Genomic DNA, 24936 nt, shown 5'->3' with positions numbered 1-24936 from the left:
CCGCCCGCCGGGCCGCTGGCTGATGCGTCGGGCCGGGCGGCTGGGTATACTGCCGGGTATTCTACCTGTAAGGATTTCAACATGAAGCCATTCGCTGCGGCCCTGTTCACGTTGCTGGTTTTGACCGGCTGCGGACAGAAAGGCCCCCTGTATCTTCCCGAGGACACGGCCAGCGCGCCTGCCCAGACCGAGACTGCCGAGCAATCGACCCAGAAGTGATGCCCCAATGACCGCGTTTGAATACCGCAACGGCGAGCTGCACGCCGAAGGCGTTGCCCTGTCGTCGATTGCCGAACAATACGATACGCCCTGTTTCGTCTATTCCCGCGCCGCCATCGAGCAGGCCTACGATGCCTGGGATAACGCTCTGGACGGCGTGCCGCACCTGGTGTGCTTTGCCGTAAAAGCCAACTCCAACCTCGGCGTGCTGAACCTGCTGGCCCGCCGTGGCGCCGGCTTTGACATCGTCTCCGGTGGTGAGCTGGAGCGCGTACTGGCCGCCGGTGGCGAGCCTTCGCGCATCGTCTTTTCTGGTCTGGGCAAGACGGCGGCCGAAATGCGCCGCGCGCTGGAAGTCGGGATCCACTGCTTCAACGTTGAATCCGCTGCCGAGCTGGAGCGCCTGCAACAGGTGGCCGCCGAGCTGGACATCAAGGCGCCCGTTTCCCTGCGCGTGAACCCGGATGTAGATGCCAAGACCCACCCGTACATCTCCACCGGCCTGAAAGAGAACAAGTTCGGCATCGACATCGCCCAGGCGCCCGCCGTCTATCGCCGCGCCGCCGAGCTGAGCCACATCGACATCTGCGGCGTGGACTGCCACATCGGCTCACAGCTGACCGACGACACCCCCTTTATCGATGCGCTCGACCGACTGCTGCAGCTGATCGACGGTCTGGCCGCCGAAGGCATCACCATTCGTCACCTGGATCTGGGCGGCGGACTGGGCGTGACCTATCGCGACGAGACGCCACCCAGCCCCGGCACCTATCTGGCCAAGGTGCGTGAAGCGCTGACCGGTCGCAACCTGACCCTGGTGTTTGAACCGGGCCGCTCGATTGTCGCCAACGCCGGCGTGCTGCTGACCCGCGTCAACCTGCTCAAGCCGACCGAGCACAAGAACTTCGCCATCATCGACGGTGCCATGAACGACCTGATCCGCCCGGCCCTGTACAGCGCCTGGATGGGCATCGACGCGGTCAAACCGCGCAGCGATGTGGCGGTGCAAACCTGGGATCTGGTTGGCCCGGTCTGCGAAACCGGTGACTTTCTCGGCAAGGACCGCGAGCTGGCGCTGGCCGAAGGCGACCTGCTGGCCGTGCGCTCCGCCGGTGCCTACGGTTTTGTCATGAGCTCGAACTACAACACCCGTCCGCGGGCGGCTGAAGTACTGGTCGATGGCGAGGCCACCCACCTGGTGCGTCGCCGCGAGACCGTGAGTGAGCTGCTGGCCGGCGAGTCCGTGCTGCCCGGGGCCTGAGATGCTGCTGCGATTTACCAAGATGCACGGGCTGGGCAACGACTTTATGGTCATCGACCTGGTGACCCAGCACGCCCAGCTGAGTGCGAAGCAGATCCGCCAGTGGGCCGACCGCCACACTGGCATCGGCTTTGACCAGCTGTTGCTGGTCGAGCCGCCGAGCACCCCCGACGCCGACTTCCGCTATCGTATCTTCAATGCCGACGGCAGCGAGGTAGAACAGTGCGGCAACGGCGCGCGCTGCTTCGCCCGCTTTGTGCAGGACAAGCGCCTGACCGCCAAGCAGGAGATTCAGGTCGAAACCGCCGGCGGGCCTATCGTGCTGCGCATCAACCGCGACCGTCAGGTCACGGTTGATATGGGCGCGCCGCGTTTTGTGCCCGCCGAGATCCCCTTCCAGGCCGACGCCGAAGCCATCGACTACACCCTTGAGGTGGCCGGTGAACAGCTACAGGTAGCTGCCGTGTCCATGGGCAACCCGCACTGCGTTACCCTGGTGCCCGACGTGCAGGACGGTACGCTGGAGCGCCTGGGTGCGCTGATCGAAGCCCACCCGCGCTTTCCGCGCAAGGTCAACGCCGGCTTTATGCAGGTGGTCGACCGTCAACACGCCCGCCTGCGCGTTTTTGAGCGTGGCGTGGGTGAAACCCAGGCCTGCGGCACCGGCGCCTGCGCCGCGGCTGTGGCCGGCATTCGTCTGGGCTTGCTGGACTCGCCGGTGAACATCGATCTGCCCGGTGGCCGCCTGCAAATCGAATGGGCTGGCCCCGGCCAACCCGTGCTGATGACCGGCCCGGCCACCCGCGTCTACGAGGGACAGATTCGCGTATGAAAGAACAACCGCCCCATCCTGACGAACTCGAAGCCGCCCGCGTAGTGGAGTTTTTGCAGCGCCATCCGGCCTTTTTCGTCGAACACGACGAGCTGCTGGCCGACCTGATTGTGCCGCACGAAGCCGGCCACGCGGTGTCACTGGTCGAGCGCCAGGTTAAGCTGTTGCGCGAACGCAACATCGATGTGCGCCACCGGCTGAGCCAGCTGATGGACACCGCGCGCGAGAACGACCGGCTGTTCGACAAGAGCCGCCGGCTGATTCTCGGCATGCTTGAAGCGCAAAGCGCGGATCAGGTGGTCGCCACCCTGGAAGACAGCCTGCGCACGGATTTTCAGGTGCCCTTTGTCAGCCTGATTCTGTTTACCGAAGCAGACCGCTACAGCAACGCCCATTGCGTTACCCACGTCGCCGCCAAGGAAACCATCGGCCACCTGCTCGACAGCGACAAGCCGGTGGCCGGCGCCCTGCGCCCCGCCGAGCTGAACTTCCTGTTTGGCGAGCACGGGGAACAGGTCGCGTCCACTGCGCTGGCGCCCATCCGCTACCAGGGGCTGCACGGCGTGCTGGCTCTGGGCAGCGAAGACGGCCAGCAATACCGCAGCGCCACCGGCACCCTGTTCCTTGGCTACGTCGCCGACGCGCTGGCCCGCGTGCTGTTGCGCCAACGCCCGCTGGCCGATGAAAACCACGCCTGAGCCGGCCGGCGTCGCCGACCCCGATATCAGCGCCTTTCTCGACCACCTGCGCATCGAGCGCAGGCTGTCGCCGCGCACCCTGGAAGCCTACCGCCACGACCTGCTGAGTCTGGATCAGCACCGCGCCGCACGCGATCTGCCGGGCTGGGGCCGGCTGGACACCCAGCACCTGCGCCACTTTATCGCCAGCCAGCACCAGCAGGGCCTGTCGCCGCGCAGCCTGCAGCGCCTGCTCAGCGCCATCCGCAGCTTCTACCGCTTTTTGCAACGCGAGGGGCGTGCACAGCAAAACCCCGCGCTCGATCTGCGCGCCCCCAAGGCCGCACGTCCCCTGCCGCGCACGCTGGACGCCGACCTGGCCACCCAGCTGCTCGACAGCCCGGGCGAAGACGACTGGCTCGGCCGCCGCGATCAGGCCATGCTGGAACTGTTCTACTCCTCCGGTCTGCGGTTGTCGGAGTTGGCCGGGCTGGATGTCAGCGATCTCGACCTCAATCAGGGCGAAGTGCGCGTCACCGGTAAGGGCAACAAGACCCGCGTGCTGCCGGTCGGCCGCCAGGCGCGGCGCGCCCTGCAGGACTGGCTCAGCGTGCGCCCGACCAACAGCGATAGCGCCCAACCGCTGTTCGTCAGCCAGCGCGGCAGCGCGCTCACCCCGCGCGCCATCCAGCTGCGCCTGCGCCGCCACGGCGTGGAACGCATTGGCCAGCACCTGCATCCGCACATGCTGCGCCACTCCTTCGCCAGCCACATGCTGGAGTCTTCCGGCGACCTGCGGGCAGTGCAAGAGCTACTCGGCCACGCCGATATCAGTACCACCCAGATCTATACCCATCTTGATTTCCAGCACCTGGCCCAGGTGTATGATCAGGCCCACCCCAGAGCCAAACGCAAGGCAGACAAATGATTCAGCTGGTGACCTTTGACCTCGACAACACCCTGTGGGAAACCGAATCGGTGGTGGCCAACGCCGAACGGGTGCTGGCCGACTGGCTGGGCAAGCAGGCGCCCAACTACGCCGCCGCCCGCGACCAGGACGCGCGCAAGGCGCTGCTGGCAGAGGTGCTGGCAGCCGACCCCGAGCTGCGCCACCGGGTTACGCCGCTGCGTATCGCCGTGCTGGAACTGGGTTTACGCAAGGCCGGCTACTCGGCAGACGACGCCAAACGCCTGGCGCTCGCCGGTTTCGAGGTATTTATCGATGCTCGCCATCGGCTGGAGTACTTCCCGCACATGGAGCTGGTGCTGCAACTGCTGTCGCAGCAATACCAGCTGGCGTGCATTTCCAACGGCAACGCCGATGTACGCCGGCTCGGGCTGGATCGCTATTTCAGCATTATCGTATCGGCCGATGAGGTGGGTATCAGCAAGCCGGACCCGGCACCCTTCCTGGCGGCGCTGAACAGCGCCGGGGTCGAGCCGCAGCAGGCGCTGCATATCGGGGATCATCCGGGAGACGACATCCAGGGCGCCCTGGATGTGGGCATGCACACCCTGTGGTTCAACCCACAGGGCAATGCCTGGACGGGCCAGCAACGGGCCCATGGCGAGGTGCGCTGCCTGAGCGAGATTCCGCCCTGGCTGAACCGCTACCAGCGCTACGCCAAACGCTGAGCGGCCGGCACGGCAGCGTCAGATAGGACGGCTGCCGTACTTGTTTTCAGGCTTTTTCGGCGGATCGGAAACCACGTTGTCGTCGATCTGCTGCACCTTGCCACCACGCGCCATGAACTCTTCGATCTGACGAGCCAGCATTTCCCGCTCGCGCTGCTTGGCTTCCATAGAGGCGCCCTCAACGTCTTCGCTGGCTGCGGCCTTCTTCTTGCGCGACTTGCTGCTGACCTCGGCACCATCGTCGCCGTCATCGCCATCGTCGCTGCCGCCGGTCACATCGTCCTGATCGTCGACCTCGGAATCGTCCATCCCATCCAGATCGTCGTCCAGATCATCACTCATGCCTGAATCCTCACAGTGGAAAACAGGCTATATATAGTTCATCGAGGGGATTTGGCTAGTCTTGCGGGTAACTTTTTTCATCCCACCAGCGCCTCTGTTACGGTGCCTGACGCGATAATGCTCAGTCGCATTGCCCCTGCAGCGTGGCCAGCACCCGGCGGCTGCCGGCATGCTCACGGTGTTCCCCGAGGTAGAGGCCTTGCCAGGTGCCGACCGCGAGTCGGCCCGCGGTCACCGGCAAGGTCAACTGCACACCCAGCAGGCTCGACTTGATATGCGCGGTCATATCATCCAGGCCTTCGTAGGTGTGCTTGAAGTAGGGGGCGTCGTCCGGCACCGCGCGACGAAAGAACGCCTCAAAGTCACCGCGCACTAGCGGGTCGGCATTCTCGTTGACGGTCAACGAGGCCGAGGTGTGCTGCAGCCACAGGTGCAACAGGCCAACGCGCACGTCCGTCAGCTCCGGCAGTGCACGCAGAACCTCGTCGTCGATCAGGTGAAAACCGCGCGCACGGGGTGTGAGGCGAATCTCTTTCTGCAACCACATACTGCGTTCACCTCTTGCTGGCGGATATCACAGGTCCCGAGCACGCTGGACCTGCTCGGCTAGGCGCAGGGTTTCGTGCTCTTCCATGGCCAGTAGATCCTGCATCAGCTCACGCCCGTCCGCCGTCTCTGCCCGGCCCTGCAGATAACGATACAGGTCCAGTGCGTCGTTGTGCAGGTCAAATACCAGCGCGCACAGAGCATCGTGGTCCAGAGCGGCCAAGCGCTGGCCTGCGTCCAGCGTGCGCATGCGCGGGTTGTCGGTGAAATGGTCGTACACCCAGCTGTCCAGCACCTTGATATCGGCCTGCTGCTCGAACCGCAGCACCATCTGCTGCATCCGCCGCTCGTGCTCCGCCAGGTACTGCAGCAATGCACGCATGCGCTCCCCGGTCTGGCTGTCAGCTGCCCCAGCCTCCAGGTTGCTGGCCAACTGGCCATGCAGTTGCTGGGTCCACTCGATCAAATCGCGATAGGTTTCTGCTTTCATCAAAGCTCCTGCTATCTGGTTTGTGTCTCGCGGCAGTCCCGGCGCCTGCTGGTACCTCGCAACACTGCCGCCATGTCCTTGCGACCGCCCGATGCGCGACGAGGTTCCAGGCGGCGGCCGCTAGAACATCAGCCGCAGGCCCGCCACGGCAAACCAGCCTTCCCGCTCCTCACCCTTTTCTGCGACATAGTCAGCAGTACGCCCAAATGCTCGCTCGTAGTGCACACCAACATAGGGCGCGATGGCGCGATCAACCAGGTCGTAGCTCAGCCGCAACCCCGCCTCCAGGCTGCTGAGCCCGCGGCCGACGCCCACCGCCTCGTCGTCGGACAACGCCGCATCCAACTCCAGCTCGGGCGTCAGATGCAGCCGATTGGTCAGCAGCAGTTCGTACTCCAGCGCCAGATCGACGGAGACGTCGCCGTGCTCGCTCAGGTAGACATTGCTGTCCATCTCCAGCCAATAGGGCAGCAGACCAGTAAGACCAACAAAAGCGTATTGCCGGTTCTCACCGTCCGGCGTGTCAAAGCGCAGACCACCGCGCAGATCGATAAAGTCGCTGATCGGGGTCTGCAGCGCCAGTCGGTTGTCCAGCGTCTCCCAGCTGTCGTGATCGAAGCTGTATTCGGCCTCGCTGAGCCAGCGCGCCTTCAACTCGTCAGTGCCCCACCAGGCGTCCGCACTCCAGTACCCCAGCTCCTCGCCGCTGTCTCCATGGCGGTACTCCAGCGCATCGACCCGCACACCATAGAAATAGCCGTGGTGCATGGAGTGGCGCATCTGCTCGGCTCCCGCCGACGCCGACGCCAGCAGCAACGGGATCATCAGGCGCTTCATGAGTCACCTCCTTGTGGGCCGCCTTCGACAATGACGGTGCGGAACATCCCCGCCGCCGCGTGATAGGACAGGTGGCAGTGAAAGGCCCACTTGCCCGGCGCATCGACCTCGGTTTCCATGTACACGGTGGTGCCGGGCGCAACGCTGATCACGTGTTTGACCGGGTTCCACTGACCTGCCCCCACGTCGAGGATCGACCACATGCCGTGCAGGTGCATGGGGTGAGTCATCATGGTTTCGTTGACGAACTTGAAGCGCACCCGCTCGCCGTATTGCAGCCGGATCGGCTCGGCGTCTGACTCCTTGATGCCGTTGATCGACCAAATGTAGCGCTCCATATTGCCGGTCAGCCGCAGTTCAATCTCACGGGTTGGGGCGCGCTCTTCATACAACGGCTTCTGCGCGCGCAGATCGGCGTAGGACAGGAAGCGCCCATCGTTATAGGCCTGCGGAATCAAACCGCTGCCTTGGGCGTAGAAGGGGTCAGCGGGCATGGCTGCGGCCTGGCCATGGTTCATGCTGCCGTGATCCATGCCGGCCATGTCACCATGATTCATGCTGCCGTGATCCATGCCAGCCATCTCGCCATGCTCCATACCCGCATGCGCCATGCCCATATCAGCCATGGTCAACAAGGGTGCCGGACGCAATTCAGGGATCTCACCCTGCATGCCCTCACGCGGCGCCAGGGTGCCGCGAGCAAAACCCGAGCGCCCCATGGATTCGGCAAACAGGGTGTAGGCCCGGTCTTCCTTCGGCTGAACGATCACGTCATAGGTCTCGGCAACGCCGATGCGCAGCTCATCCACGGTCACCGGCTGCACGTTATTGCCGTCGGCCTGCACCACCGTCATCTTCAAACCGGGCAGGCGCACGTCGAAGTAGGTCATGGCCGAGGAGTTGATCAGACGCAGGCGTACCCGCTCACCCGGCTGGAACAGTCCGCTCCAGTTCTGCTCCGGCCCCTTGCCATTGATCAGCCCGGTAAAGCCCTGCACATCCTCGATGTCGCTGGACATCATGCGCATATCGCCCCACATCAGGCGGTCCTTCAGGGTCGCTGCCAGGCCGCGCTCGCGGCTGTCGCGCCAGAAGTCGCCCACCGTCTGCTGCTGGCGGTTGTAGTAATCGGCAGAGCTTTTCAGGTTGCGCATGATGCGGTCGCCCGAGTGCGGATGCTTGTCGGTCAGCTGCACCACGTAGTCGCGGTCGTAACGGAAGGGCTCGCGCCCCTGCGGTTCGATGATGATCGCGCCATAGGCGCCGTCCGGCTCCTGAAAACCTGAATGGCTGTGAAACCAGTAAGTGCCGGATTGCTTGATTGCAAAGCGATAGGTGAAGGTCTCGCCCGGCGCAATACCGGGGTAGCTCAGCCCGGGCACACCGTCCATTTGGAACGGCAAGATCAGCCCGTGCCAGTGCACCGAGGTCGGCTCGTCCAGATTGTTGGTGACGTGGATGGTGACGTCTTCACCTTCTCGAAAGCGCAGAATCGGGCCGGGCGAGGCGCCGTTATAGCCAATGCCTTGTTTGCGAAAGTCGCCCGTGTCGATGGTCACAGGGTCAACGGTCAGGCTGTATTCGCCGGCCCAGGTGCCGGCGCATAGGCTGGCCAGCAGCACGCCAGCCAGACCCTTGAAATAACGCTGCATGGGTAATCTCCAGTAGCAGAAGCCGCCCCGCCGCCGGACGCAGAATTGACAACCACCCCGGTTGCCGATGCACTCTCTGCCCCACTCGTCGGGAATGAGCGCAGCTTGCCGAGCGAAACTGAATCCTGACTGAACCCCACAGAGAAAAGAGAAACCGCCCATGCGCCTGCTGTTGGTGGAAGACGACGACCTGCTGCGCACGAGCCTGCAACAGAGCCTGAGTGAGGCGGGGTTTGCCGTAGACGCCACCGGCTCTGCGGCCACCGCCGAACAGCTCTGCCTGCAGGAAGACTACCGCCTGATCGTGCTGGATATCGGCCTGCCTGATGGCGACGGCCTGCAACTGCTGACACGCTGGCGCGAGGCCGGGCGCGACCTGCCGATTCTGTTGCTGACCGCCCGCGACCGCTGGCAGGACAAGGTCAACGGCCTCAAGGCCGGGGCCGATGACTATCTGACCAAGCCCTTTCACCCGCAAGAGCTGCTGGCGCGCCTGCAGGCCTTGCTGCGCCGCAGCGAGGGCCGCAGCCATACGCAGATTCAGGCGGGCAATTACCTGCTCGACGAAGAGCGCCAGCGCGTGCGCACCCCGAACGGCGAGTGGCAGCCACTGACCGGCACCGAGTTTCGCCTGCTGCGCTGTCTGATGAGCCGCCCCCACCGCCTGCACCCCAAAGAGGCGCTGCTGGAACAGCTTTACAATCTGGACGCCGAGCCGACCCTCAACACCATCGAAACCTACATTCGCAGGCTGCGCCTGTTGATTGGCCGCAACGCCATCAAAACCCAGCGAGGGCAAGGCTATGTCTTTACCGCCGAAGACTGAGCGAACCCGCTCGATCCGCACCACCTTGCTGCTCTGGCTGCTGCCGTTTGCCACACTGTTTATGCTGCTTGCCTGGTATCTGCACGGGGCGCTGCTGGATCGCATGTCCCGCGATTTTGTCGAGGCGCGGCTGCAGCAGGAAATCACCCTAATTGAAAACCAGCTGAGCAATGGCGGCGGTCTGCAGGCCCTGGACAGCAGCTACTTTGGCGCCCTGTCGCACCACCTGTTTGCCATCCGACTTGGCGACCAGACACGGCTCTCCCATCCCCGCTGGTCCGCCATGCTGCAGCCCTGGCTCGACCTGCCAGAGCAAGGGCTGATCGAGCTGCACGGCACCCCGGCCGGCGACACGCAGGCGCATCGCTATATGGCCTGGCGGACAGAACGCGAGATCAACGGCCAACCCACCACCATAGTCGCAGCCGAAGACTACAGCCGTCTGCAGGCCGGCACCCATGAGCTGCACCTGTGGACCGCGGCGGTTGCTATCGGCCTGCTGGTGGTGCTGTTTGCGCTGATTTTGCTCGCGGTGCAGCTGTCCATGCGCCCGGTGCGCCAGCTGCAGCACGACCTACAGGCGCTCAAGCAGGGCAAACTGCAGCGACTGAGCGATACCGTGCCGCAGGAGTTCAGCGGCCTTATCGCTCAGTTAAACCAGTTGCTCGACACCCTGCAGCACCGCCTGCAGAAGGTGCGCGAAGCCAACGCCAACCTGTCCCACCGAATCAAGACGCCGATTGCAGCGATTAACCAGTTGATCAGTAGCGCGCAGCCGATCACACCCGAGGCGCGCAGCCAGATCAGCCAACGGCTGGACGACATCAGCCGCCAGCTCGACAGCAGCCTGCACGCCAGCCAATCCGGTGGCCCGCTAGCAGGAGCCAGCTGCCTGCCGCTGGAGCAAACACGAGAACTGCTGTGGATGCTCGGCCGCCTGCACAGCAACGTAGCCTTTGACCTGGATTGCACACTGGCCGACAACACACGCTGGCCGATGGATGAGCAAGACTTCAGCGAACTGCTGGGTAACCTCGCCGATAACGCCGGCAAGTGGGCACGCAGCCGCGTACGTGTTCAGCTGAGCGAGCAGGACAAGGTGCGCACCCTGAGCGTCGAAGATGACGGCCCGGGCGTACCGGCCGAGGAGCGCGAGCAACTCGGCACCCGAGGCTGGCGGCTGGATCAGCAAATGCCCGGCCACGGCCTGGGGCTCGCCATTGTGCGCGACCTGGCGGCGCGCTATCAGGGCAGAGTGCAGTTTGGGATCAGCTCACTGGGCGGCCTGTCAGTGAGCGTCCGGCTGCCGGTCACCCCGTAGGAGCACCGCGGGCAAAAAAACGGGGCGCCCACTGGGCGCCCCGTCTGGTGTTACGCGTTCTCAGTCAGCGATTACTTCTTGCTGCTGGTGAACTCCGGATAAGCTTCCATACCGCACTCGGAAATATCCACACCTTCGTACTCTTCCTCTTCGCTGACGCGCAGGCCCATCACCAGTTTGATGATGCTCCAGACGATCAGGCTGGCGATGAACACCCACAGGAAGATCACCACGATACCCATCAGCTGAGCAGCGAAGGAGGCATCGCTGTTGGTCAGACATACCGCCAGCAGACCCCAGATACCTACGACACCGTGCACGGAGATGGCACCAACCGGATCGTCGATCTTCAGCTTGTCCAGAGCCAGGACAGAGAAGACTACGATCACGCCGCCAACAGCACCGATCAGGGTGGCTTGCAGGCCGCTCGGCGTCAGCGGTTCAGCAGTGATGGCAACCAGGCCAGCCAGGGCGCCGTTCAGAGCCATGGTCAGGTCAGCCTTGCCGAACAGGATGCGGGCCACAACCAGACCAGCGATCAGACCACCCGCAGCAGCAGCGTTGGTGTTGACGAAAATCTGAGCAACCGCGTTGGCATCGGAGATGTTGGACACAACCAGCTGCGAGCCACCGTTGAAGCCGAACCAGCCCAGCCACAGGATGAACATACCCAGAGTAGCCAGCGGCAGGTTGGCACCTGGGATAGCGTTGATCTGGCCGTTGGCGCCGTACTTGCCCTTACGCGCGCCCAGCAGCAGCACACCAGCCAGAGCAGCAGTAGCACCGGTCATGTGAACCACACCGGAGCCGGCAAAATCCAGGAAACCAGCTTCGTTCAGGAAGCCACCGCCCCATTTCCAGAAGCCCTGGATTGGGTAGATGAAGCCAGTCATGATCACGGCGAAGACCAGGAACGCGAACAGCTTCATGCGCTCGGCAACCGCGCCAGAGACAATGGACATCGCGGTAGCCACGAACACCACCTGGAAAAAGAAGTCCGAAGCGACCGAGTAGTACGGTGCGTCGTCGCCACCGGCGAGCACGTCTTCAACGGTGTTTTCGGCACCGATCAGCACGCCAAAGCTCGGGAAGATACCGCCTTCCGGGCTGGAGTACATGATGTGGTAGCCGACCAGCAGGTACATGGTGCAGGCAATCGCAAACAGTGCGACGTTCTTGGTGAGGATTTCTGTGGTGTTCTTGGCGCGGACCAGACCGGCTTCGAGCATGGCGAAACCTGCCGCCATCCACATGACCAGCGCACCACAGACCAGAAAGTAAAAGGTATCAAGCGCGTACTTGATTTGTACGATGTCTTCCATTTTAAGCCCCCCATATAGGCTTGTTTACTGCAGTCTGAAAAACGACCTGTGGTCAGATGGCGTCAGTGCCGGTTTCGCCGGTACGGATACGGATGGCTTGCTCCAGCGCCACCACAAAGATCTTGCCGTCACCGATCTTGCCGGTGTTGGCTGCCTTGGTAATGGACTCGATGACGCGATCCAGCATGTCATCAGCGATGGCGACATCGATCTTGACCTTGGGCAGGAAGTCGACAACGTATTCAGCGCCACGGTACAACTCGGTGTGACCCTTCTGACGGCCAAAACCCTTGACCTCGGTTACGGTGATGCCCTGCACGCCGATCTCGGACAGTGCCTCACGCACGTCGTCCAGCTTGAAAGGCTTGATTACCGCCGTTACTAGTTTCATTTTGCTACTCCCGTGTAATGGACTGCCCTGGGGGACAGCACAAGTCTATGCCGAGTTAGAGGCTTTTAGAAACGGACAAACCAAAAGTGCTGTCGCAATCGTCAGAATCGCCGACACGCCCTGCACATGCCGGCGCACCCTTCTCGACACCGGCAGAGACCCACCGCGTCCCTGCCCCCGCTGACAGCGCCCGGGTGTCGTCGCTGACCAGCAGCGCGGCGTGGGTCAAACCTGTCAGGGTCAATCGCTTCATTATTGTGCTCCCGATGTGATCGCTCACGATTCTGGCTGTGCGCCGACCGCGTGCCCCGATATGGGATGCGCCGCCGGATTCAGCTGCAGCATGCATTGCAGAAAGTCTGCCAATTTAGGTTTTTATTTAAACTTCAATAACTTAGGAAAAACCGGTAAAACCAGCCAGAAAGCAGCAGCCGCCTCATGCACCAGCATAGTGCACGGCCGTAGTGCGCGTGCACAAAGGACGCACAAGTGCGGCGCGGCGCTTCTTGCGTGTTACACTGGCCGGCCATTGACCTTGCCCGCAGAGACCCGCCCATGCTGCACAAACTGGTGATTGATACCCTCAGCGCCCAGGCCTCACGCCTGCTGTTGAACGAGGGTGGCCTGCCCGGCCCTGAGGTCGAAAAGCACCTCAAGACCTTGCTGCAAAGCGCCCTGTCCAAACTGGATGTGGTCAGCCGGGATGAGTTTGAGACCCAGCAAGCGGTGCTGATGCGCACCCGCGAGCGACTCGAAGCGCTGGAGCAGCGCGTCAGCGAACTGGAAGCCCAATCGCAATAACCGCCTGACCCTCGGCAGTATCAGGCCACACTGATCATGGAGTGATCATGTCCCTGGCTATCGTCCATAGTCGTGCCCGCCTGGGTATCGACGCCCCCGCCGTCAGCGTTGAAGTCCATCTGGCCAACGGCATGCCCAGCCTGACCCTGGTCGGGCTGCCTGAAACCGCCGTGCGCGAAAGCAAGGACCGTGTCCGCAGCGCCCTGCAGAACGCCCAGCTGGAGTTTCCCGGCAGTCGTCGCATTACCATTAGCCTGGCCCCCGCCGACCTGCCCAAAGAAGGCGGCCGCTTTGACCTGGCCATTGCCCTCGGGCTGCTGGCGGCCAGCGGACAGATTCCCGTCGCTGCGCTGGAGGGGTGTGAGTGCATTGGCGAACTGGCGCTATCGGGTGAGCTGCGCCCCGTGCAGGGTGTACTGCCGGTGGCGCTAGCCTGCCGCAACGCTGGACGCCGACTGATTTTGCCCCGGGCCAATGCAGCAGAAGCCGCGCTGGTCGACGGCGTGGAGCTGATCGCCGCCGAACACCTGCTGGCGCTATGCGCCCACCTGCGCGGCGAGGAGGCACTAGCGCCGCTGCCCGCAGTAACACCAGCGTCACCTCCGCCAGTGGCCGAGCTGGCCGACGTGCAGGGTCAGGAGCAAGCCAAACGCGCACTGATCGTTGCCGCTGCTGGCGGCCACAATGTGCTGCTTTTCGGGCCGCCCGGCACCGGCAAAACCCTGCTGGCCAGCCGCCTGCCGGGCATTCTGCCGCCACTGCAGGAGCACGAAGCACTGGAAGTCGCGGCGATTCAATCGGTCTGCGAGCGCAGTCCGTTGCTGGCCTGGCCGGGACGGCCGTTTCGCGCGCCCCACCACGGTGCATCCGCTGCCGCGCTGGTTGGCGGCGGCAGCCAGCCCCGTCCGGGCGAGATCAGCCAGGCGCACAACGGCGTGCTGTTTCTGGACGAGTTGCCGGAGTTTGATCGCAAGGTGCTGGAGATGCTGCGCGAGCCACTGGAGTCCGGCAGTATCCACATCGCCCGCGCCCGCGAGCAGCTGCGCTTTCCGGCGCGCTTTCAGCTGGTGGCGGCGATGAACCCCTGCCCCTGCGGCTATCAGGGTGATCCGTCGGCGCGTTGCCGTTGCACCCCGGAGCAGATTCAACGCTATCGCAGCAAGCTGTCCGGCCCCTTGCTCGATCGCATTGACCTGCACCTGGCGATGCGCAACGAGCCCTTCAAACTGACCGGACAGACCGAGCGGGGTAAACCAGACACCGCCACCGCCGCCGCTCAGGTAGCCGCCGCGAGGCTACGGCAGCAACAGCGCCAGCAGTGCCTGAACGCCCATCTGGATCTGTCCGCCCTGCAGCAGCAATGCGCACTGAGCGATGCAGACGGTGCCTGGCTGGAGCAGGCGGTCGAGCGCCTGGGACTATCGCGGCGCGCCAGCCACCGCGTGCTCAAGGTGGCCCGCACCCTGGCTGACCTGGCAGGCGTATCGCGCATCGAACGCGCGCACCTGGCCGAGGCACTGCAGTACCGGCAGTTGGACCGTCAGCCGCAGAGGTCGGCCTGATACTCAAGCTGTCTGCTCAGCCAGCCGTGCCAGTGACCTGGGCGGAAGCGGCGGATAGGCCGCACAGTCAGCAACGTTCAGGCTACGGTCTGCGGCAGGCCGTCAACGTCTGAGCTGACACACAGCACGGCGGGAATCAGAGATCGGGCGGCGCCAGTCGCCGCCCGGCAAATCAGGACAGCAGCGAGACCACGCCGCTGGGCGGCCGAGGCTCGTCACGACCGACCTGGTAGGCATCCATGAAGTAGCACAGCTCATCGAACGGCAGCGCCGGGCTGATGAAGAAGCCCTGCACCTGATCACAGCCCAGACTGCGCAGGATATCCAGCTGCTCGCGCTGCTCGACGCCCTCGGCCACCACCTCCAGCCCCAGGCTGTGACCCATCTCGATCATCGCGCCGACCAGTTGGCGATCCGCCGGGCGCTGGGCGATTGCCTTGACGAAGCCACGGTCGATCTTCAGCAGGTTGATCGGCAGGCTATGCAGATGCACAAAGGAGGAGAAGCCGGTACCGAAGTCATCCAGTGAAAAACGCAGGCCCAGGCCGGTCATGCCTTCCATGGTCATCAGCACCTGCTCGGGCTGCTGCATCACCGCGGTTTCGGTCAGCTCAAACTCCAGCCAGTGCGGATCAATACCGGTGCGCTCCACCAAGCGCTTTACCGTCGACAGCAGCCGGCTGTCCTGGAACTGCCGAAACGACATATTGACCGCCACATGCACCGGCGCCATGCCGCGCTTTTGCATGCGGGTCAAATCATGGCAGGCGCGGGCAATCACCCAGTAACCCATCGGCACGATCAGGCCCGTTTCCTCGGCCAGCGGAATAAACTCGCCCGGCCCCAGCAGGCCGCGCTCGGGGTGTCGCCAACGAATCAGCCCTTCCAGGCCGACAATCTTCCCGCTGCCCAGATCCACCCGCGGCTGATAGTGCAACTCAAACTCGTTGCGGCGCAGGGCCTGGCGCAATGACGCCTCAAACTCGATCAGGCTGTGCGCCTGCAGGTTGATACGCTCGTCGTAGAAGTGAAAACTGCAACCGCGCTGCCCCTTGGCCTGCAGCATCGCCAGATTGGCGTGCAGCAGCAGGCTGTCCACCGTCTGCCCGCCTTCGGGGTAGGTAGCGATACCCACGCTGCAACCCAGCAGCAAGTCTTCGTTGTTGACCGTAAAGGGCTCGGCCAGCTCGCTGATAATCTTTTGCGCAATCTGCAGCAGGTTGCTGGAGGAGGAGTAATCCTCGATCACCAGGGCAAACTCATCGCTGCCCATGCGGCCAATCGTATCGGTATTGCGCAGCACGCCACGCAGGCGGTCCACCACCTCGCAGATGATGGCGTCACCGGCGCTGTGCCCAAGGCTGTCATTGACGTGACGGAAGTTGTCGATATCGACACAGAGCACCGCTAGCGGCTGGTTGCTGCGCAGTGCCCGGCGCATGCCCTGCTTGAGCCGATCCTGCAGCATCTGGCGATTGCAGGTGCCAGTCAGCGGGTCATAGCTGGCTGCGCGGTCCAGTGCGCCGCGCAGGCGGTGACGCTCCATCGCGTACTGGCAGCAGCGAATGATCTCGCTGGCCGAGGATTGATCCCAGAGGGTGTCGTTGAGGCCATGGCCAAGGGAAGAAAAATCAGGCTCGCCGGCAAGATGGATAACCGGCACATCACAGTCATGCAGCAGCGACAGGCTGTCTGAACGCGCCAACACGGCCTGTACTTCACCGTCGTTTATCAGGGTTTGCAGTTGGTGCCAGTCCTGGACGCGCTCCAGGCTGAAGGGCAAACGACCAACAACGGCCAACCGACGGCACAGTTGCACATAGGCGCCGTGATCGGTGTCCAGCAAAACAACTCGCTGTGTTGGTCTGTCATCGCTCAAAGGCGATCTCCCCTGGGGCGGAACTAGCTTCACAGTCCTATCCGCACAGCCACTATGCAGCTATCTGCTTGATTTGCCGGGGGTTCTTTGGCCCGGTCGACATCAAGCCGAGGATACGACCGGCAGACCGTGAAGCACCTGCCAATAAAGAATCTTTAAAATTTAAGCATCTACAGCACTTTTGTGAAGCAAGTTATAGCGAATATCGCCGCAATAACCAAGCATCGCAGATGGCCATCACCCGGACAGGGGGCGAAACTGCTACCATTTGCCGCCCATCTTACCCCGGAGAATTGCTGCCGTGTCACGCCTCAACCCTCGCCAACAGGAAGCCGTCGAGTACATCAGCGGACCGCTGCTGGTGCTGGCCGGGGCAGGCAGCGGCAAGACCAGCGTAATCACCCGCAAGATCGCCTACCTGGTGAAAGAGTGCGGCATTCGCGCCCAGCACATCATTGCCGTGACCTTCACCAACAAGGCCGCGCGCGAGATGAAAGAGCGGGTCGGCCAGCTGCTGCGCGGCCCCGACGCTCGTGGCCTGACCGTTTCGACCTTCCACAACCTGGGCCTGAACATCATCCGCAAGGAACATCAGCGCCTGGGCTACAAGCCCGGTTTCTCGATCTTCGACCAGCAGGACGCTACCGCGCTGATCACCGACCTGATGCACAAGGATTACGGCGCCGAAGACGGCATTGAGGGCATCCAGGCGCAAATCTCCAACTGGAAGAACGACCTGATCCTGCCGGACGAAGCCCTGGCCCAGGCCAAAACCCCGCAGGAGCAGACCGCCGCCAGCGTCTACATGCACTACCAGCGCACGCTCAAGGCCTACAACGCAGTGGACTTTGACGACCTGATCCTGATCCCGGTGGTGCTGTTTCGCGACAACCCGGATGTGCTGGAGAAATGGCAGTTTCGCATTCGCTACATGCTGGTGGATGAATACCAGGACACCAACGCCAGTCAGTACCTGCTGGTCAAAATGCTGGTCGGCACCCAGGCACGCTTTACCGTGGTGGGCGACGACGACCAGTCGATCTACGCCTGGCGCGGCGCGCGCCCGGAGAACCTGGCGCTGCTCAAGGAAGACTTTCCGCATCTGAAGGTGGTCATGCTGGAGCAGAACTACCGCTCCACCAGCCGCATCCTGCGCGCCGCCAACACCCTGATCGCCAACAACCCCCACGTGTTCGAAAAACAGCTGTGGAGTGAGCTGGGCTACGGCGAGCCGCTGCGCGTGATCCGTTGCCGCAATGAAGAAGCCGAAGCCGAGCGCGTGGCGGTCGAAATTCAGAATCAGCACCACCAGCACAAACGTGCCTGGCGCGACTTTGCCATCCTCTATCGCGGCAACCACCAGGCGCGGCTGATCGAACTGAAACTGCAGCATCACCAGATCCCTTATCACCTGTCGGGCGGCACCAGCTTTTTCAGCCGGCAAGAGGTCAAAGACCTGATGTCTTACCTGCGCCTGCTGGTCAACCCGGACGACGACAACGCGCTGCTGCGGGTAATCAACGTACCGCGCCGCGAGATTGGCCCCGCCACGCTGGAAAAGCTCGGCACCTACGCCAACGAGCGTCAGATCACCATGTATCAGGCCTGCACCGAGATCGGTCTGGGCGAGCGCATGGATGCGCGCCACACCGAGAAGCTGCAGCGTTTCATCTCCTGGCTCGATGGCGTACGCAAGCAGTGCTACGAAGGCGACCCGATGGAGAGCCTGCGGCGCATGGTGCTCGATCTGGACTACGAAAACTGGATTCGCCAGAACTGCTCCAGCGACGAGATCGCCGCCAAGCGCATGGGCAACGTCTGGTTCCTGCTCGACTCGATCAAGAGCATCTTGGAAAAGGACGAGAGCGGCGAAAGCAACATCGAAGACGCCATCGCCAAACTGGTTCTGCGCGACATGCTCGAACGTCAGGAAGAGGAAGAGGACTCCGACCGGGTTCAGCTGATGACCCTGCACGCCTCCAAGGGCCTGGAGTATCCGCACGTGTTCATCATGGGCATGGAAGAAGAGATTCTGCCCCACCGTTCCAGCATCGAAGCCGACAGCGTCGAGGAAGAGCGCCGCCTCGCCTACGTAGGCATCACTCGCGCCCGCAAGACCCTGGCCTTCACCTTTGCCGCCAAACGCCGGCAGTTTGGTGAAATTATCGACTGCGCGCCCAGCCGCTTCCTGGATGAAATCCCGCCGGAGGACCTGGAGTGGGAAGGCAGCGAAGAAGCCCCGGTGGAACAGAAACAGGCCCGCGGCAAGGCTGCGCTGTCCAACCTGCGGGATATGCTCAAAGGCAGCTGAAAACAAAACGCCCCGCACAGGGCGGGGCGTTTAGTACAGCGCGGAACGTCAGATCAGAGACCGGACATTTCCTTGATCGCCGCCATCAGCTCTTCATCGGAGCAGTCACCGCAGGTACCTTTCGGCGGCATGGCGTTCAGACCAGCGATAGCGTTTTTCAGCAGCTCGTCCAGGTCACCACCGTGGCGCGCACTCCAGGCAGCGGTATCACCAGCCTTGGGCGCACCCAAAACACCGGTGCCGTGACAGGCAGAGCAGAACTTGCCAACAATATCGGCACCAGAACGCGGGCCGGACGCTGCACCGCCGCCACCGGCTACCTCGTCAGCGCAGGGGTCACCCACCAGGCAGACGGTACCGTAGGGCTGCAGACGTTCAGCGATGGCCTCTTCGTTCGCTGTTGCCGCGAAAGCGTTACCGGCAACCACCGCCAGCATGGCCGCCGAGGCCAGCAGAATCTTCTTCAAAGTCATCACCTTGTGCATCCTCATCATGGCTATAAGTATTGCGCCCAAGTGCATTGCCCGGACAATGAGCGCGAGTATACCGATAAACCCACACCCGACAAAGTGTCATGCGGCGTGCGCAGGCCAATGAATCGGCTAGCAGGCATGGACGCAGAGGCCCGCAGTGCGTATCATTGCCGCGCTGCAGCGCAGCCCATGCCAGCCACCAGCTGACGGGCCGCGGCCATTGGTCGCATTGAGCGCAGCCACATTACGCACCCGTAGCTCAGCTGGATAGAGTACCGCCCTCCGAAGGCGGGGGTCACAGGTTCGAATCCTGTCGGGTGCGCCATACAAAGCAAAAGGCCCAGCACCCGCTGGGCCTTTTGCTTTGTATGGTGTGCCGGATGGCCGATTCGAACCTGTCGTTCGGCCAGTCGCAACGCGGTTGGGGCGGAGCAAAGCGACGGAGTAACGCCCCAAGACTCACGACGGCGACTTGCAGCCAACCCTGTCTCGCCCACCGCCCCAAAGCGACAGCGCGCCTTCTGCTCCGCACAGTCCACTGGAGCGGGCTCCACGTCCCTTGAAGTAATGTACGCAAGCCTCCGCAATTGTTGACGGAGCTGACAACCGCGGTGGTGCCGGCACCCCGCCCGACCGTGGCTGCCACCACAATGACAATCACCAACTACGCGGCGCCCAGCCCGGAGTGGCTGTAGCTGAAGCTGTCGTGTATTTCCTTGACGTGGCGCCAGTCCACGTCGCCGCGGGCTTCCATTTCCTTAAGCTAGGCCAGGCCGGGCTCGGCGGCGACCATGGCGTCGATGGTCTGGCTGACGGTCTGCTGGTTGATCTCGCGGACATCGATCTGTACGCCTTCGGCGGCGCGGATGATCAACTCGCCCTGGGCCTGCAGTTGGCTCTGGATCAGGGTCTGGTCGGTATTGCCTTGGCCTTTGGCCGATTGCCAAGCCCAGCTGCTCTTGCTCTTCTCGTGGGACTCCTGGTGCAGATCCAGCACGCCTTCAAACACCACACTGCCGCCGCTACTGAGCGTGAGGTCGGCGCCGCTGGTGAGCTGGCTGGCCTGGTGCAACTGGTCGCTGCCGCTGACCAGCGTGAGGTCGCCGCCGGTTTCGATCTCGGTGCCCTGCTGGGTTACGCGGGTGACGGTGTCGCTACGAAACGATTTGCGCCCGAAGGAGCCTTCGGACTTTTTCTCGTAGAAGTGGTGATCAAGGTTCTCTGCCGCCACCAGGGCCAACTGGCTGCCGGCAACCAGATAGGCTTGCTGCGCGGCCTCGATGCGGCTGGCGACGGCGGTGAGGTCGCCGCCGGCTATCAGGGTGTAAGAAGAGTCAGGTCAGGCCTGTGCCAGAAGCTCTATCCGAGCCCACTTTTGTTGCCGCTAGGAAGGCAAAAAGCAAGACCTGACCCTGCAATCTCGCGAGACTCGGGGTCAGGTCTTGCCTTTTGCCCCGCTGAAAATCCGATTTACCCAAGAGTAGTGCAAGTCCGAAAAAGGCAAATGGCAAAACCCCATGGCCGCCCGTTCAGCAACGCGCAATCACCTAGTGCTGGGCAGGAGAAAAGCAAGGCCTGACCAACCTGCAGTCCGTCTTATGTACCAACTCAGTACTCTCGCCGGGAATATATAAATCCGCTAAGCGGCTCTAAATCTCGCTTAGCGCCCAGCGCACGCACACATTGGATATCAATTTTATTGACAGGCTGCCCTTTCCCACCCAACGCGTCTAAGTTTGTAGCCACCACCTCTAGACTCTCAAAATCAAAATCTGTTGGCTCACGATCAATATAGTAGCGGATCAGTACGAAACCGCGGTCATTATATCCAACGGCAATAGCTCTGATATCAGGATAAACTTCCCCGAGTAACGCAATGCGGAAGCATGCCACTAGCCAGTCCGGAAGCTGCATAGCGAATAACATCTCAATTCCTCATATCTGGAACAATATGGGCACCGTTTTTTCCATAATGGATTTTCCCCCTGGTGACAGACAACCCTGTTCTACCATCGACGCCTATCGGCCTTCCAAAATCCACGATTGGGTTACCAGGAGCGCCAGCACCAACAACAGGATATTTGCCGCTGTGGACTCCGCTTAAAAGCTCAGCTGGATCGATGCCATCATTGAAATAGCTACGCCCCTCCTCAAAATTATTATGCCCTCTAATGTGCTTCCCTTGCTGACCAGCATGGATATTAAAAGGTAGGTCACTCGGAACCGGCAGTCTATTTGCCCACCCACCACGTCATCGCCGCTTCTACCCATTAGGCCAGAAAACCAAGAGGTTAACTTTCCTGGTCCAGCAGTCAACACATTACGTGCTACCGCAGCAGTCGTACCTACAGCGCTACCTACGGCCAGTATCCACTCTGCCGTCTCGATGCTATCGATCCGAGCTTGCTCTGACTCAGTTGGTGTGAAGAGCGTTTCAGAGGTACTGCCAAACAGGGTTAGCACATGACTCGCCAAAGCCATTGCTTGGGGGTCGACCACCTCCATGCCTTCACCATGGGCAGCGATAACCTGCAACGCTTCAACCAATTCCTCTTGCGTCACACTCTGGGAACCAGCGGGGCAGATATCAGGCCGCTGCTTACAAAGATCGATTGCTCCCTCCGCAAAGCTGGCTGCACGTGCTTCATGCAATTCGTGGTTGTATTGAACGGCGTTACGCGCTATCGAGGAGCCGATCTCTAACTGTTCCACATCTCCATCAGGGTTCTGTAGTGCTGCAGTCAGAACACCCAGCAGTTGCGCATTCATGACCAGCAGCGCCTCGCGCTGATCGTCAGGCAGACCGGCAAACTGCGCATTCAGGTCGGCAACCACCAGTTCATTGACGCCGGCCACCAGCGCGCCACTGGCAAAGTCGCCGCCATAAGCTTCAGCGGCCAGGCCGCCCATCAGGGCGTGCAGTACTACTTTCTCGGCACTGCCGCTGGGCAGCTGGTAGCGATCGCCCAGATCACCCACCAGATTGAAACCGTAGGCGGCAAAGGTGTTGACCAGGGCGTTACCCAGTACCTGACTAAAATCGCTGTCTTCGCCCAGGGCGCGGTACAGCGCGGTACTGGTAGTCCCTTGCAGTGCCTGATTGGCAGCAAAGCGGCCAACCCCTTCTACCGTGCTCAAGTCAACAACTACCTGTCCGGTAACAGGGTTTGTCTTGGTCCCCAGCAGGTTGTCGTATACGCCAGCGGTGAGACCCGCCGTGGCGCCGGCCACGACATAGCCTTTCACGGCGTCGCTGGAGGTAATGTCGTCAAATACAGCCCCCAGGTCTCCGCGATTGTTGACGGTGCTGACGACCGCATTGGTGGCGGCGCTGGTGGCGACGGCGCCGGTTACCGCCCCGGCTGTACCCCCGCCTGCCAGGGCGCTGGCGCCTGGGCCGACCATGGCTGCCACTACAATGGCAATCACCAATTGCGCACCAGCGCCCAGCCCGGAGTGGCTGTAGCTGAAGCTGTCGTGTACTTCCTTGACGTGGCGCCAGTCCACGTCGCCGCGGACTTCCATTTCCTTGAGCCAGGCCAGGCCGGGCTCGGCGGCGACCATGGCGTCGATGGTCTGGCTGACGGTCTGCTGGTGGATCTCGCGAACATCGATCTGCACGCCTTCGGCGGCGCGGATGATCAACTCGCCCTGGGCCTGCAGTTGGCTCTGGATCAGGGTCTGGTCGGTATTGCCCTGGCCTTTGGCCGATTGCCAGGCCCAGCTGCTCTTGCTCTTCTCGTGGGACTCCTGGTGCAGGTCCAGCACGCCTTCAAAGACGACGCTGCCGCCGCTACTGAGCGTGAGGTCGGCGCCACTGGTGAGCTGGCTGGCCTGGTGCAGCTGGTCGCTGCCGCTGACCAGCGTGAGGTCGCCGCCGGTTTCGATCTCGGTGCCCTGCTGGGTTACGCGGGTGACGGTGTCGCTACGAAACGATTTGCGCCCGAAGGAGCCTTCGGACCGTCTTTCGTAGAAGTAGTGGTCGAGGTTTTCCGCTGACACCAGCGCCAAGTGGCTGCCGGGCTCCGGGGACTTATGTTTCCCGGAAAACCCGCAACAACTAATGGCTAGGGCATACGGCCAATGGCGTCATGTCGGTCGTGCTTCCTGGGGCGAATGAGCAGGTCTGTGCCATGCCCCCTGACGCCATAGCTACAAAAGGGGTTTAGCACCGAACCTTAAAACTCAAGCGCGAATACTGTTCCTGTTCGTGACGCCATGTCCGGCTATTTTTATCAGCAGACGCGACATGGGTCACATTCAGCGCGATTTATCCCAGCGCTCGCACCAGCATTGAGACCAGTTCGGTCTGCTTGCGGTAGCCGTTTTTGCCAAGCAGGTTTTTGATGTGCTGGCGGGCGGTGTGGACGGAGATGTGGCGACGCTCGGCGATGTCGCTGGCGCTAAGGCCCTGGACTAGGTCGCCGGCGATGCCAGCCTCAGCCCGGGTGCAGTCGAACAAGCTCTGCAGGCGGGCAAGGTCGGGGGCTTGCTGATCGGTAAAGCTGAACAGCTCGGCGAGTACGCCGTTGTTCTCCGCGCGCTCGGCCACCAGCGGGGTCAAACACAAGGCAAGGCGCTCGGCAGCGGTTTGAATGAAGAGCGTGCGGGTTTCCAGCTTGCCCTGATGCGAGTGCACGATGCTGGTGCTGATCGCATTGGCCACCTTGCGGCTCATCTGCGCTTCGCGGCAGTGCAGGCGGTGGTCATCCGCAATGTAGAGCTCACCGCTGCGCGCCAGCAGGTCTCGCGCGGCGTCATTGGCCTGGGCGACGTTGCCCAGGGCATTGAACACCACCAGTGGCTTTTTCACATGGTTAAGGGCCAATGCCAGGTTTTCATTGTCGTTGCTCGATTGATACAGCTTCAGATACAAAGCAACGGCATTTTCAATGTGCGGCGCCAGCAGGTTCATCTGCAACAGGTCGGTCTCGGTGTAGGGCCCGTAGTCCCTGTGTCGGTTGGCGACGAAGACCACGCTGCTGCTGGCGTCGCGGCAAATCAGCATGCCGGCGCTGTCGCCCATGCCCACACCCTCTGCCCAGGCCCTGCTTTCCGGCGCCAGCAAGTCAAGAATGCTGCCCTCGTTGCGGCCGCGCATAAAGGAGTCGAACTGGCGCGGCGGCAGACTCTGATAGCGGATGAGAGCCTCATCGCGCTCGGGCAGGTCGCTGTTCATGTACCACTCTTCAAAGCCATCGGGGTAGCCAAAGGTCCAACCGTAGATCAGTCGCCGGGATTGCTGCGAGACGCCCAGAATACCGCCCTGCAAGGCCTTGAACTGCTGTTGAAAGGCGTGAAAAAAAGGTGCGAAGCCGGCACTATCCTGCAGGCAACGATACAGCGTGCTGACCAGCTTGTTGTAGGCCTCCAGCGCCTGGGCGCTCAGAACTGGTGCGGGTTGGGCGGATTGCTGACTCGCCATACAGGGTTCCTTTTGCTACTTCGGGCATTGGCCCAGCGACGCAGCCATTATTCACTGGGCGGCGGCGGGTTACCATCAGCGCAGCTGCGGCCGGTTGACCGGCCAGCCTCGCCGGCACACATAATGGCGCTCGT

General features: G+C 62.3%; 25 protein-coding genes, 1 tRNA gene and 1 pseudogene. 12 read left to right on the top strand and 15 right to left on the bottom strand.

Annotated elements, in window-relative coordinates; genetic code table 11:
• Positions 1 to 81 precede the first annotated feature (81 nt).
• From lptM to HV822_RS10095, 6 genes are read left to right on the top strand one after another with little or no spacing between them, the layout of a single operon-like run.
• Positions 82 to 219 carry an LPS translocon maturation chaperone LptM gene (lptM, locus tag HV822_RS10120; RefSeq protein ID WP_238869869.1) on the top strand — a complete coding sequence of 46 codons (138 nt, stop codon included), beginning with the start codon at positions 82 to 84 and terminating at the stop codon, positions 217 to 219.
• Positions 220 to 226: 7 nt separating this feature from the next.
• Entirely contained in the window at positions 227 to 1480 is a 1254-nt protein-coding gene (gene lysA / locus HV822_RS10115; RefSeq protein ID WP_238869868.1) for a diaminopimelate decarboxylase, read from the top strand.
• A 1-nt stretch (position 1481) separates the two neighbouring features.
• Positions 1482 to 2312, top strand: coding sequence for a diaminopimelate epimerase (gene dapF / locus HV822_RS10110; protein WP_238869867.1), 831 nt, complete (start codon positions 1482 to 1484; stop codon positions 2310 to 2312).
• Positions 2309 to 3010, top strand: a complete 702-nt coding sequence (locus HV822_RS10105; RefSeq protein ID WP_238869866.1) for a DUF484 family protein — start codon at positions 2309 to 2311, stop codon at positions 3008 to 3010. The genes dapF and HV822_RS10105 overlap by 4 nt, the downstream gene beginning before the upstream one ends.
• A complete protein-coding gene (gene xerC, locus HV822_RS10100) occupies positions 2994 to 3917 on the top strand; it encodes a tyrosine recombinase XerC (RefSeq protein WP_238869865.1) in 924 nt (307 codons plus the stop codon). The genes HV822_RS10105 and xerC overlap by 17 nt, the downstream gene beginning before the upstream one ends.
• On the top strand, positions 3914 to 4624 hold the full coding sequence (locus tag HV822_RS10095; protein ID WP_238869864.1) for an HAD family hydrolase: 711 nt from the start codon (positions 3914 to 3916) through the stop codon (positions 4622 to 4624). Before xerC ends, HV822_RS10095 begins: the two co-directional genes overlap by 4 nt.
• A gap of 18 nt (positions 4625 to 4642) precedes the next feature.
• Here HV822_RS10095 and HV822_RS10090 read toward each other — a convergent pair whose 3' ends face one another.
• From HV822_RS10090 to HV822_RS10070, 5 genes are all read right to left on the bottom strand, one after another.
• On the bottom strand, positions 4643 to 4966 hold the full coding sequence (locus HV822_RS10090) for a hypothetical protein (RefSeq protein ID WP_238869863.1): 324 nt from the start codon (positions 4964 to 4966) through the stop codon (positions 4643 to 4645).
• 121 nt (positions 4967 to 5087) lie between these two features.
• Positions 5088 to 5513 (bottom strand): secondary thiamine-phosphate synthase enzyme YjbQ, encoded by a 426-nt coding sequence (locus HV822_RS10085; RefSeq protein WP_238869862.1) that lies wholly within the window; start codon positions 5511 to 5513, stop codon positions 5088 to 5090.
• 27 nt (positions 5514 to 5540) lie between these two features.
• Positions 5541 to 6002, bottom strand: coding sequence for an ATPase (locus HV822_RS10080; protein ID WP_238869861.1), 462 nt, complete (start codon positions 6000 to 6002; stop codon positions 5541 to 5543).
• 120 nt (positions 6003 to 6122) lie between these two features.
• On the bottom strand, positions 6123 to 6839 hold the full coding sequence (locus HV822_RS10075) for a copper resistance protein B (RefSeq protein WP_238869860.1): 717 nt from the start codon (positions 6837 to 6839) through the stop codon (positions 6123 to 6125).
• Complete coding sequence (locus tag HV822_RS10070; protein WP_238869859.1) at positions 6836 to 8491, bottom strand: copper resistance system multicopper oxidase; 1656 nt, start codon at positions 8489 to 8491, stop codon at positions 6836 to 6838. The genes HV822_RS10075 and HV822_RS10070 overlap by 4 nt, the downstream gene beginning before the upstream one ends.
• A 160-nt stretch (positions 8492 to 8651) precedes the next feature.
• Here HV822_RS10070 and HV822_RS10065 point away from each other — a divergent pair, with 160 nt between their 5' ends.
• Both HV822_RS10065 and HV822_RS10060 read left to right on the top strand, forming a co-directional pair.
• Positions 8652 to 9317: a response regulator transcription factor gene (locus tag HV822_RS10065; RefSeq protein ID WP_238869858.1), complete on the top strand. Its 666-nt coding sequence runs from the start codon at positions 8652 to 8654 to the stop codon at positions 9315 to 9317.
• Entirely contained in the window at positions 9295 to 10638 is a 1344-nt protein-coding gene (locus HV822_RS10060) for an ATP-binding protein (RefSeq protein WP_238869857.1), read from the top strand. The genes HV822_RS10065 and HV822_RS10060 overlap by 23 nt, the downstream gene beginning before the upstream one ends.
• A 71-nt stretch (positions 10639 to 10709) precedes the next feature.
• Here HV822_RS10060 and HV822_RS10055 read toward each other — a convergent pair whose 3' ends face one another.
• The 3 genes from HV822_RS10055 to HV822_RS10045 are packed head-to-tail and all read right to left on the bottom strand — an operon-like array spanning position 10710 to position 12604.
• Positions 10710 to 11960: an ammonium transporter gene (locus HV822_RS10055; RefSeq protein ID WP_238869856.1), complete on the bottom strand. Its 1251-nt coding sequence runs from the start codon at positions 11958 to 11960 to the stop codon at positions 10710 to 10712.
• Positions 11961 to 12012: 52 nt separating this feature from the next.
• Positions 12013 to 12351 carry a P-II family nitrogen regulator gene (gene glnK, locus HV822_RS10050; RefSeq protein WP_083725581.1) on the bottom strand — a complete coding sequence of 113 codons (339 nt, stop codon included), beginning with the start codon at positions 12349 to 12351 and terminating at the stop codon, positions 12013 to 12015.
• Positions 12352 to 12406: 55 nt separating this feature from the next.
• On the bottom strand, positions 12407 to 12604 hold the full coding sequence (locus HV822_RS10045) for a hypothetical protein (RefSeq protein WP_238869855.1): 198 nt from the start codon (positions 12602 to 12604) through the stop codon (positions 12407 to 12409).
• A gap of 302 nt (positions 12605 to 12906) precedes the next feature.
• On the opposite strand from HV822_RS10045, the gene HV822_RS10040 reads away from it, so the two are divergent.
• Both HV822_RS10040 and HV822_RS10035 read left to right on the top strand, forming a co-directional pair.
• Positions 12907 to 13152 (top strand): accessory factor UbiK family protein, encoded by a 246-nt coding sequence (locus tag HV822_RS10040; protein ID WP_238869854.1) that lies wholly within the window; start codon positions 12907 to 12909, stop codon positions 13150 to 13152.
• A gap of 47 nt (positions 13153 to 13199) precedes the next feature.
• The gene (locus HV822_RS10035; protein WP_238869853.1) at positions 13200 to 14714 is read left to right on the top strand and encodes a YifB family Mg chelatase-like AAA ATPase; all 1515 of its coding nucleotides are present in this window, start codon (positions 13200 to 13202) and stop codon (positions 14712 to 14714) included.
• 172 nt (positions 14715 to 14886) lie between these two features.
• On the opposite strand, the gene HV822_RS10030 is transcribed toward HV822_RS10035, so the two are convergent.
• The gene (locus HV822_RS10030; protein WP_238869852.1) at positions 14887 to 16560 is read right to left on the bottom strand and encodes a putative bifunctional diguanylate cyclase/phosphodiesterase; all 1674 of its coding nucleotides are present in this window, start codon (positions 16558 to 16560) and stop codon (positions 14887 to 14889) included.
• Between the two features lie 334 nt (positions 16561 to 16894).
• On the opposite strand from HV822_RS10030, the gene rep reads away from it, so the two are divergent.
• Entirely contained in the window at positions 16895 to 18904 is a 2010-nt protein-coding gene (gene rep, locus HV822_RS10025; RefSeq protein WP_238869851.1) for a DNA helicase Rep, read from the top strand.
• Between the two features lie 53 nt (positions 18905 to 18957).
• On the opposite strand, the gene HV822_RS10020 is transcribed toward rep, so the two are convergent.
• Complete coding sequence (locus HV822_RS10020; protein WP_238869850.1) at positions 18958 to 19380, bottom strand: c-type cytochrome; 423 nt, start codon at positions 19378 to 19380, stop codon at positions 18958 to 18960.
• 245 nt (positions 19381 to 19625) lie between these two features.
• On the opposite strand from HV822_RS10020, the gene HV822_RS10015 reads away from it, so the two are divergent.
• A tRNA-Arg gene (locus HV822_RS10015) sits at positions 19626 to 19702 on the top strand.
• Positions 19703 to 20050: 348 nt separating this feature from the next.
• Here HV822_RS10015 and HV822_RS10010 read toward each other — a convergent pair.
• The 5 genes and pseudogenes from HV822_RS10010 to HV822_RS09990 all read right to left on the bottom strand — a co-directional run.
• Positions 20051 to 20578, bottom strand: a pseudogene (locus HV822_RS10010) (hemagglutinin repeat-containing protein); the annotation flags it as partial.
• 407 nt (positions 20579 to 20985) lie between these two features.
• Positions 20986 to 21303, bottom strand: coding sequence for a colicin (locus tag HV822_RS10005; RefSeq protein WP_238869848.1), 318 nt, complete (start codon positions 21301 to 21303; stop codon positions 20986 to 20988).
• 1 nt (position 21304) lies between these two features.
• Complete coding sequence (locus HV822_RS18215) at positions 21305 to 21550, bottom strand: polymorphic toxin type 50 domain-containing protein (protein WP_396265154.1); 246 nt, start codon at positions 21548 to 21550, stop codon at positions 21305 to 21307.
• Positions 21478 to 23379 carry a DUF637 domain-containing protein gene (locus HV822_RS09995; RefSeq protein ID WP_275419430.1) on the bottom strand — a complete coding sequence of 634 codons (1902 nt, stop codon included), beginning with the start codon at positions 23377 to 23379 and terminating at the stop codon, positions 21478 to 21480. Before HV822_RS09995 ends, HV822_RS18215 begins: the two co-directional genes overlap by 73 nt.
• A 268-nt stretch (positions 23380 to 23647) precedes the next feature.
• Positions 23648 to 24802, bottom strand: a complete 1155-nt coding sequence (locus HV822_RS09990) for a helix-turn-helix transcriptional regulator (RefSeq protein WP_238869847.1) — start codon at positions 24800 to 24802, stop codon at positions 23648 to 23650.
• Positions 24803 to 24936 lie beyond the last annotated feature (134 nt).

The organism is Halopseudomonas maritima, from assembly GCF_021545785.1.
Taxonomy (GTDB): Bacteria; Pseudomonadota; Gammaproteobacteria; order Pseudomonadales; family Pseudomonadaceae; genus Halopseudomonas; species Halopseudomonas maritima.
The sequence above is the reverse complement of the archived record's forward strand: the minus strand, read 5'-3'. Positions and strand labels throughout refer to the sequence as shown.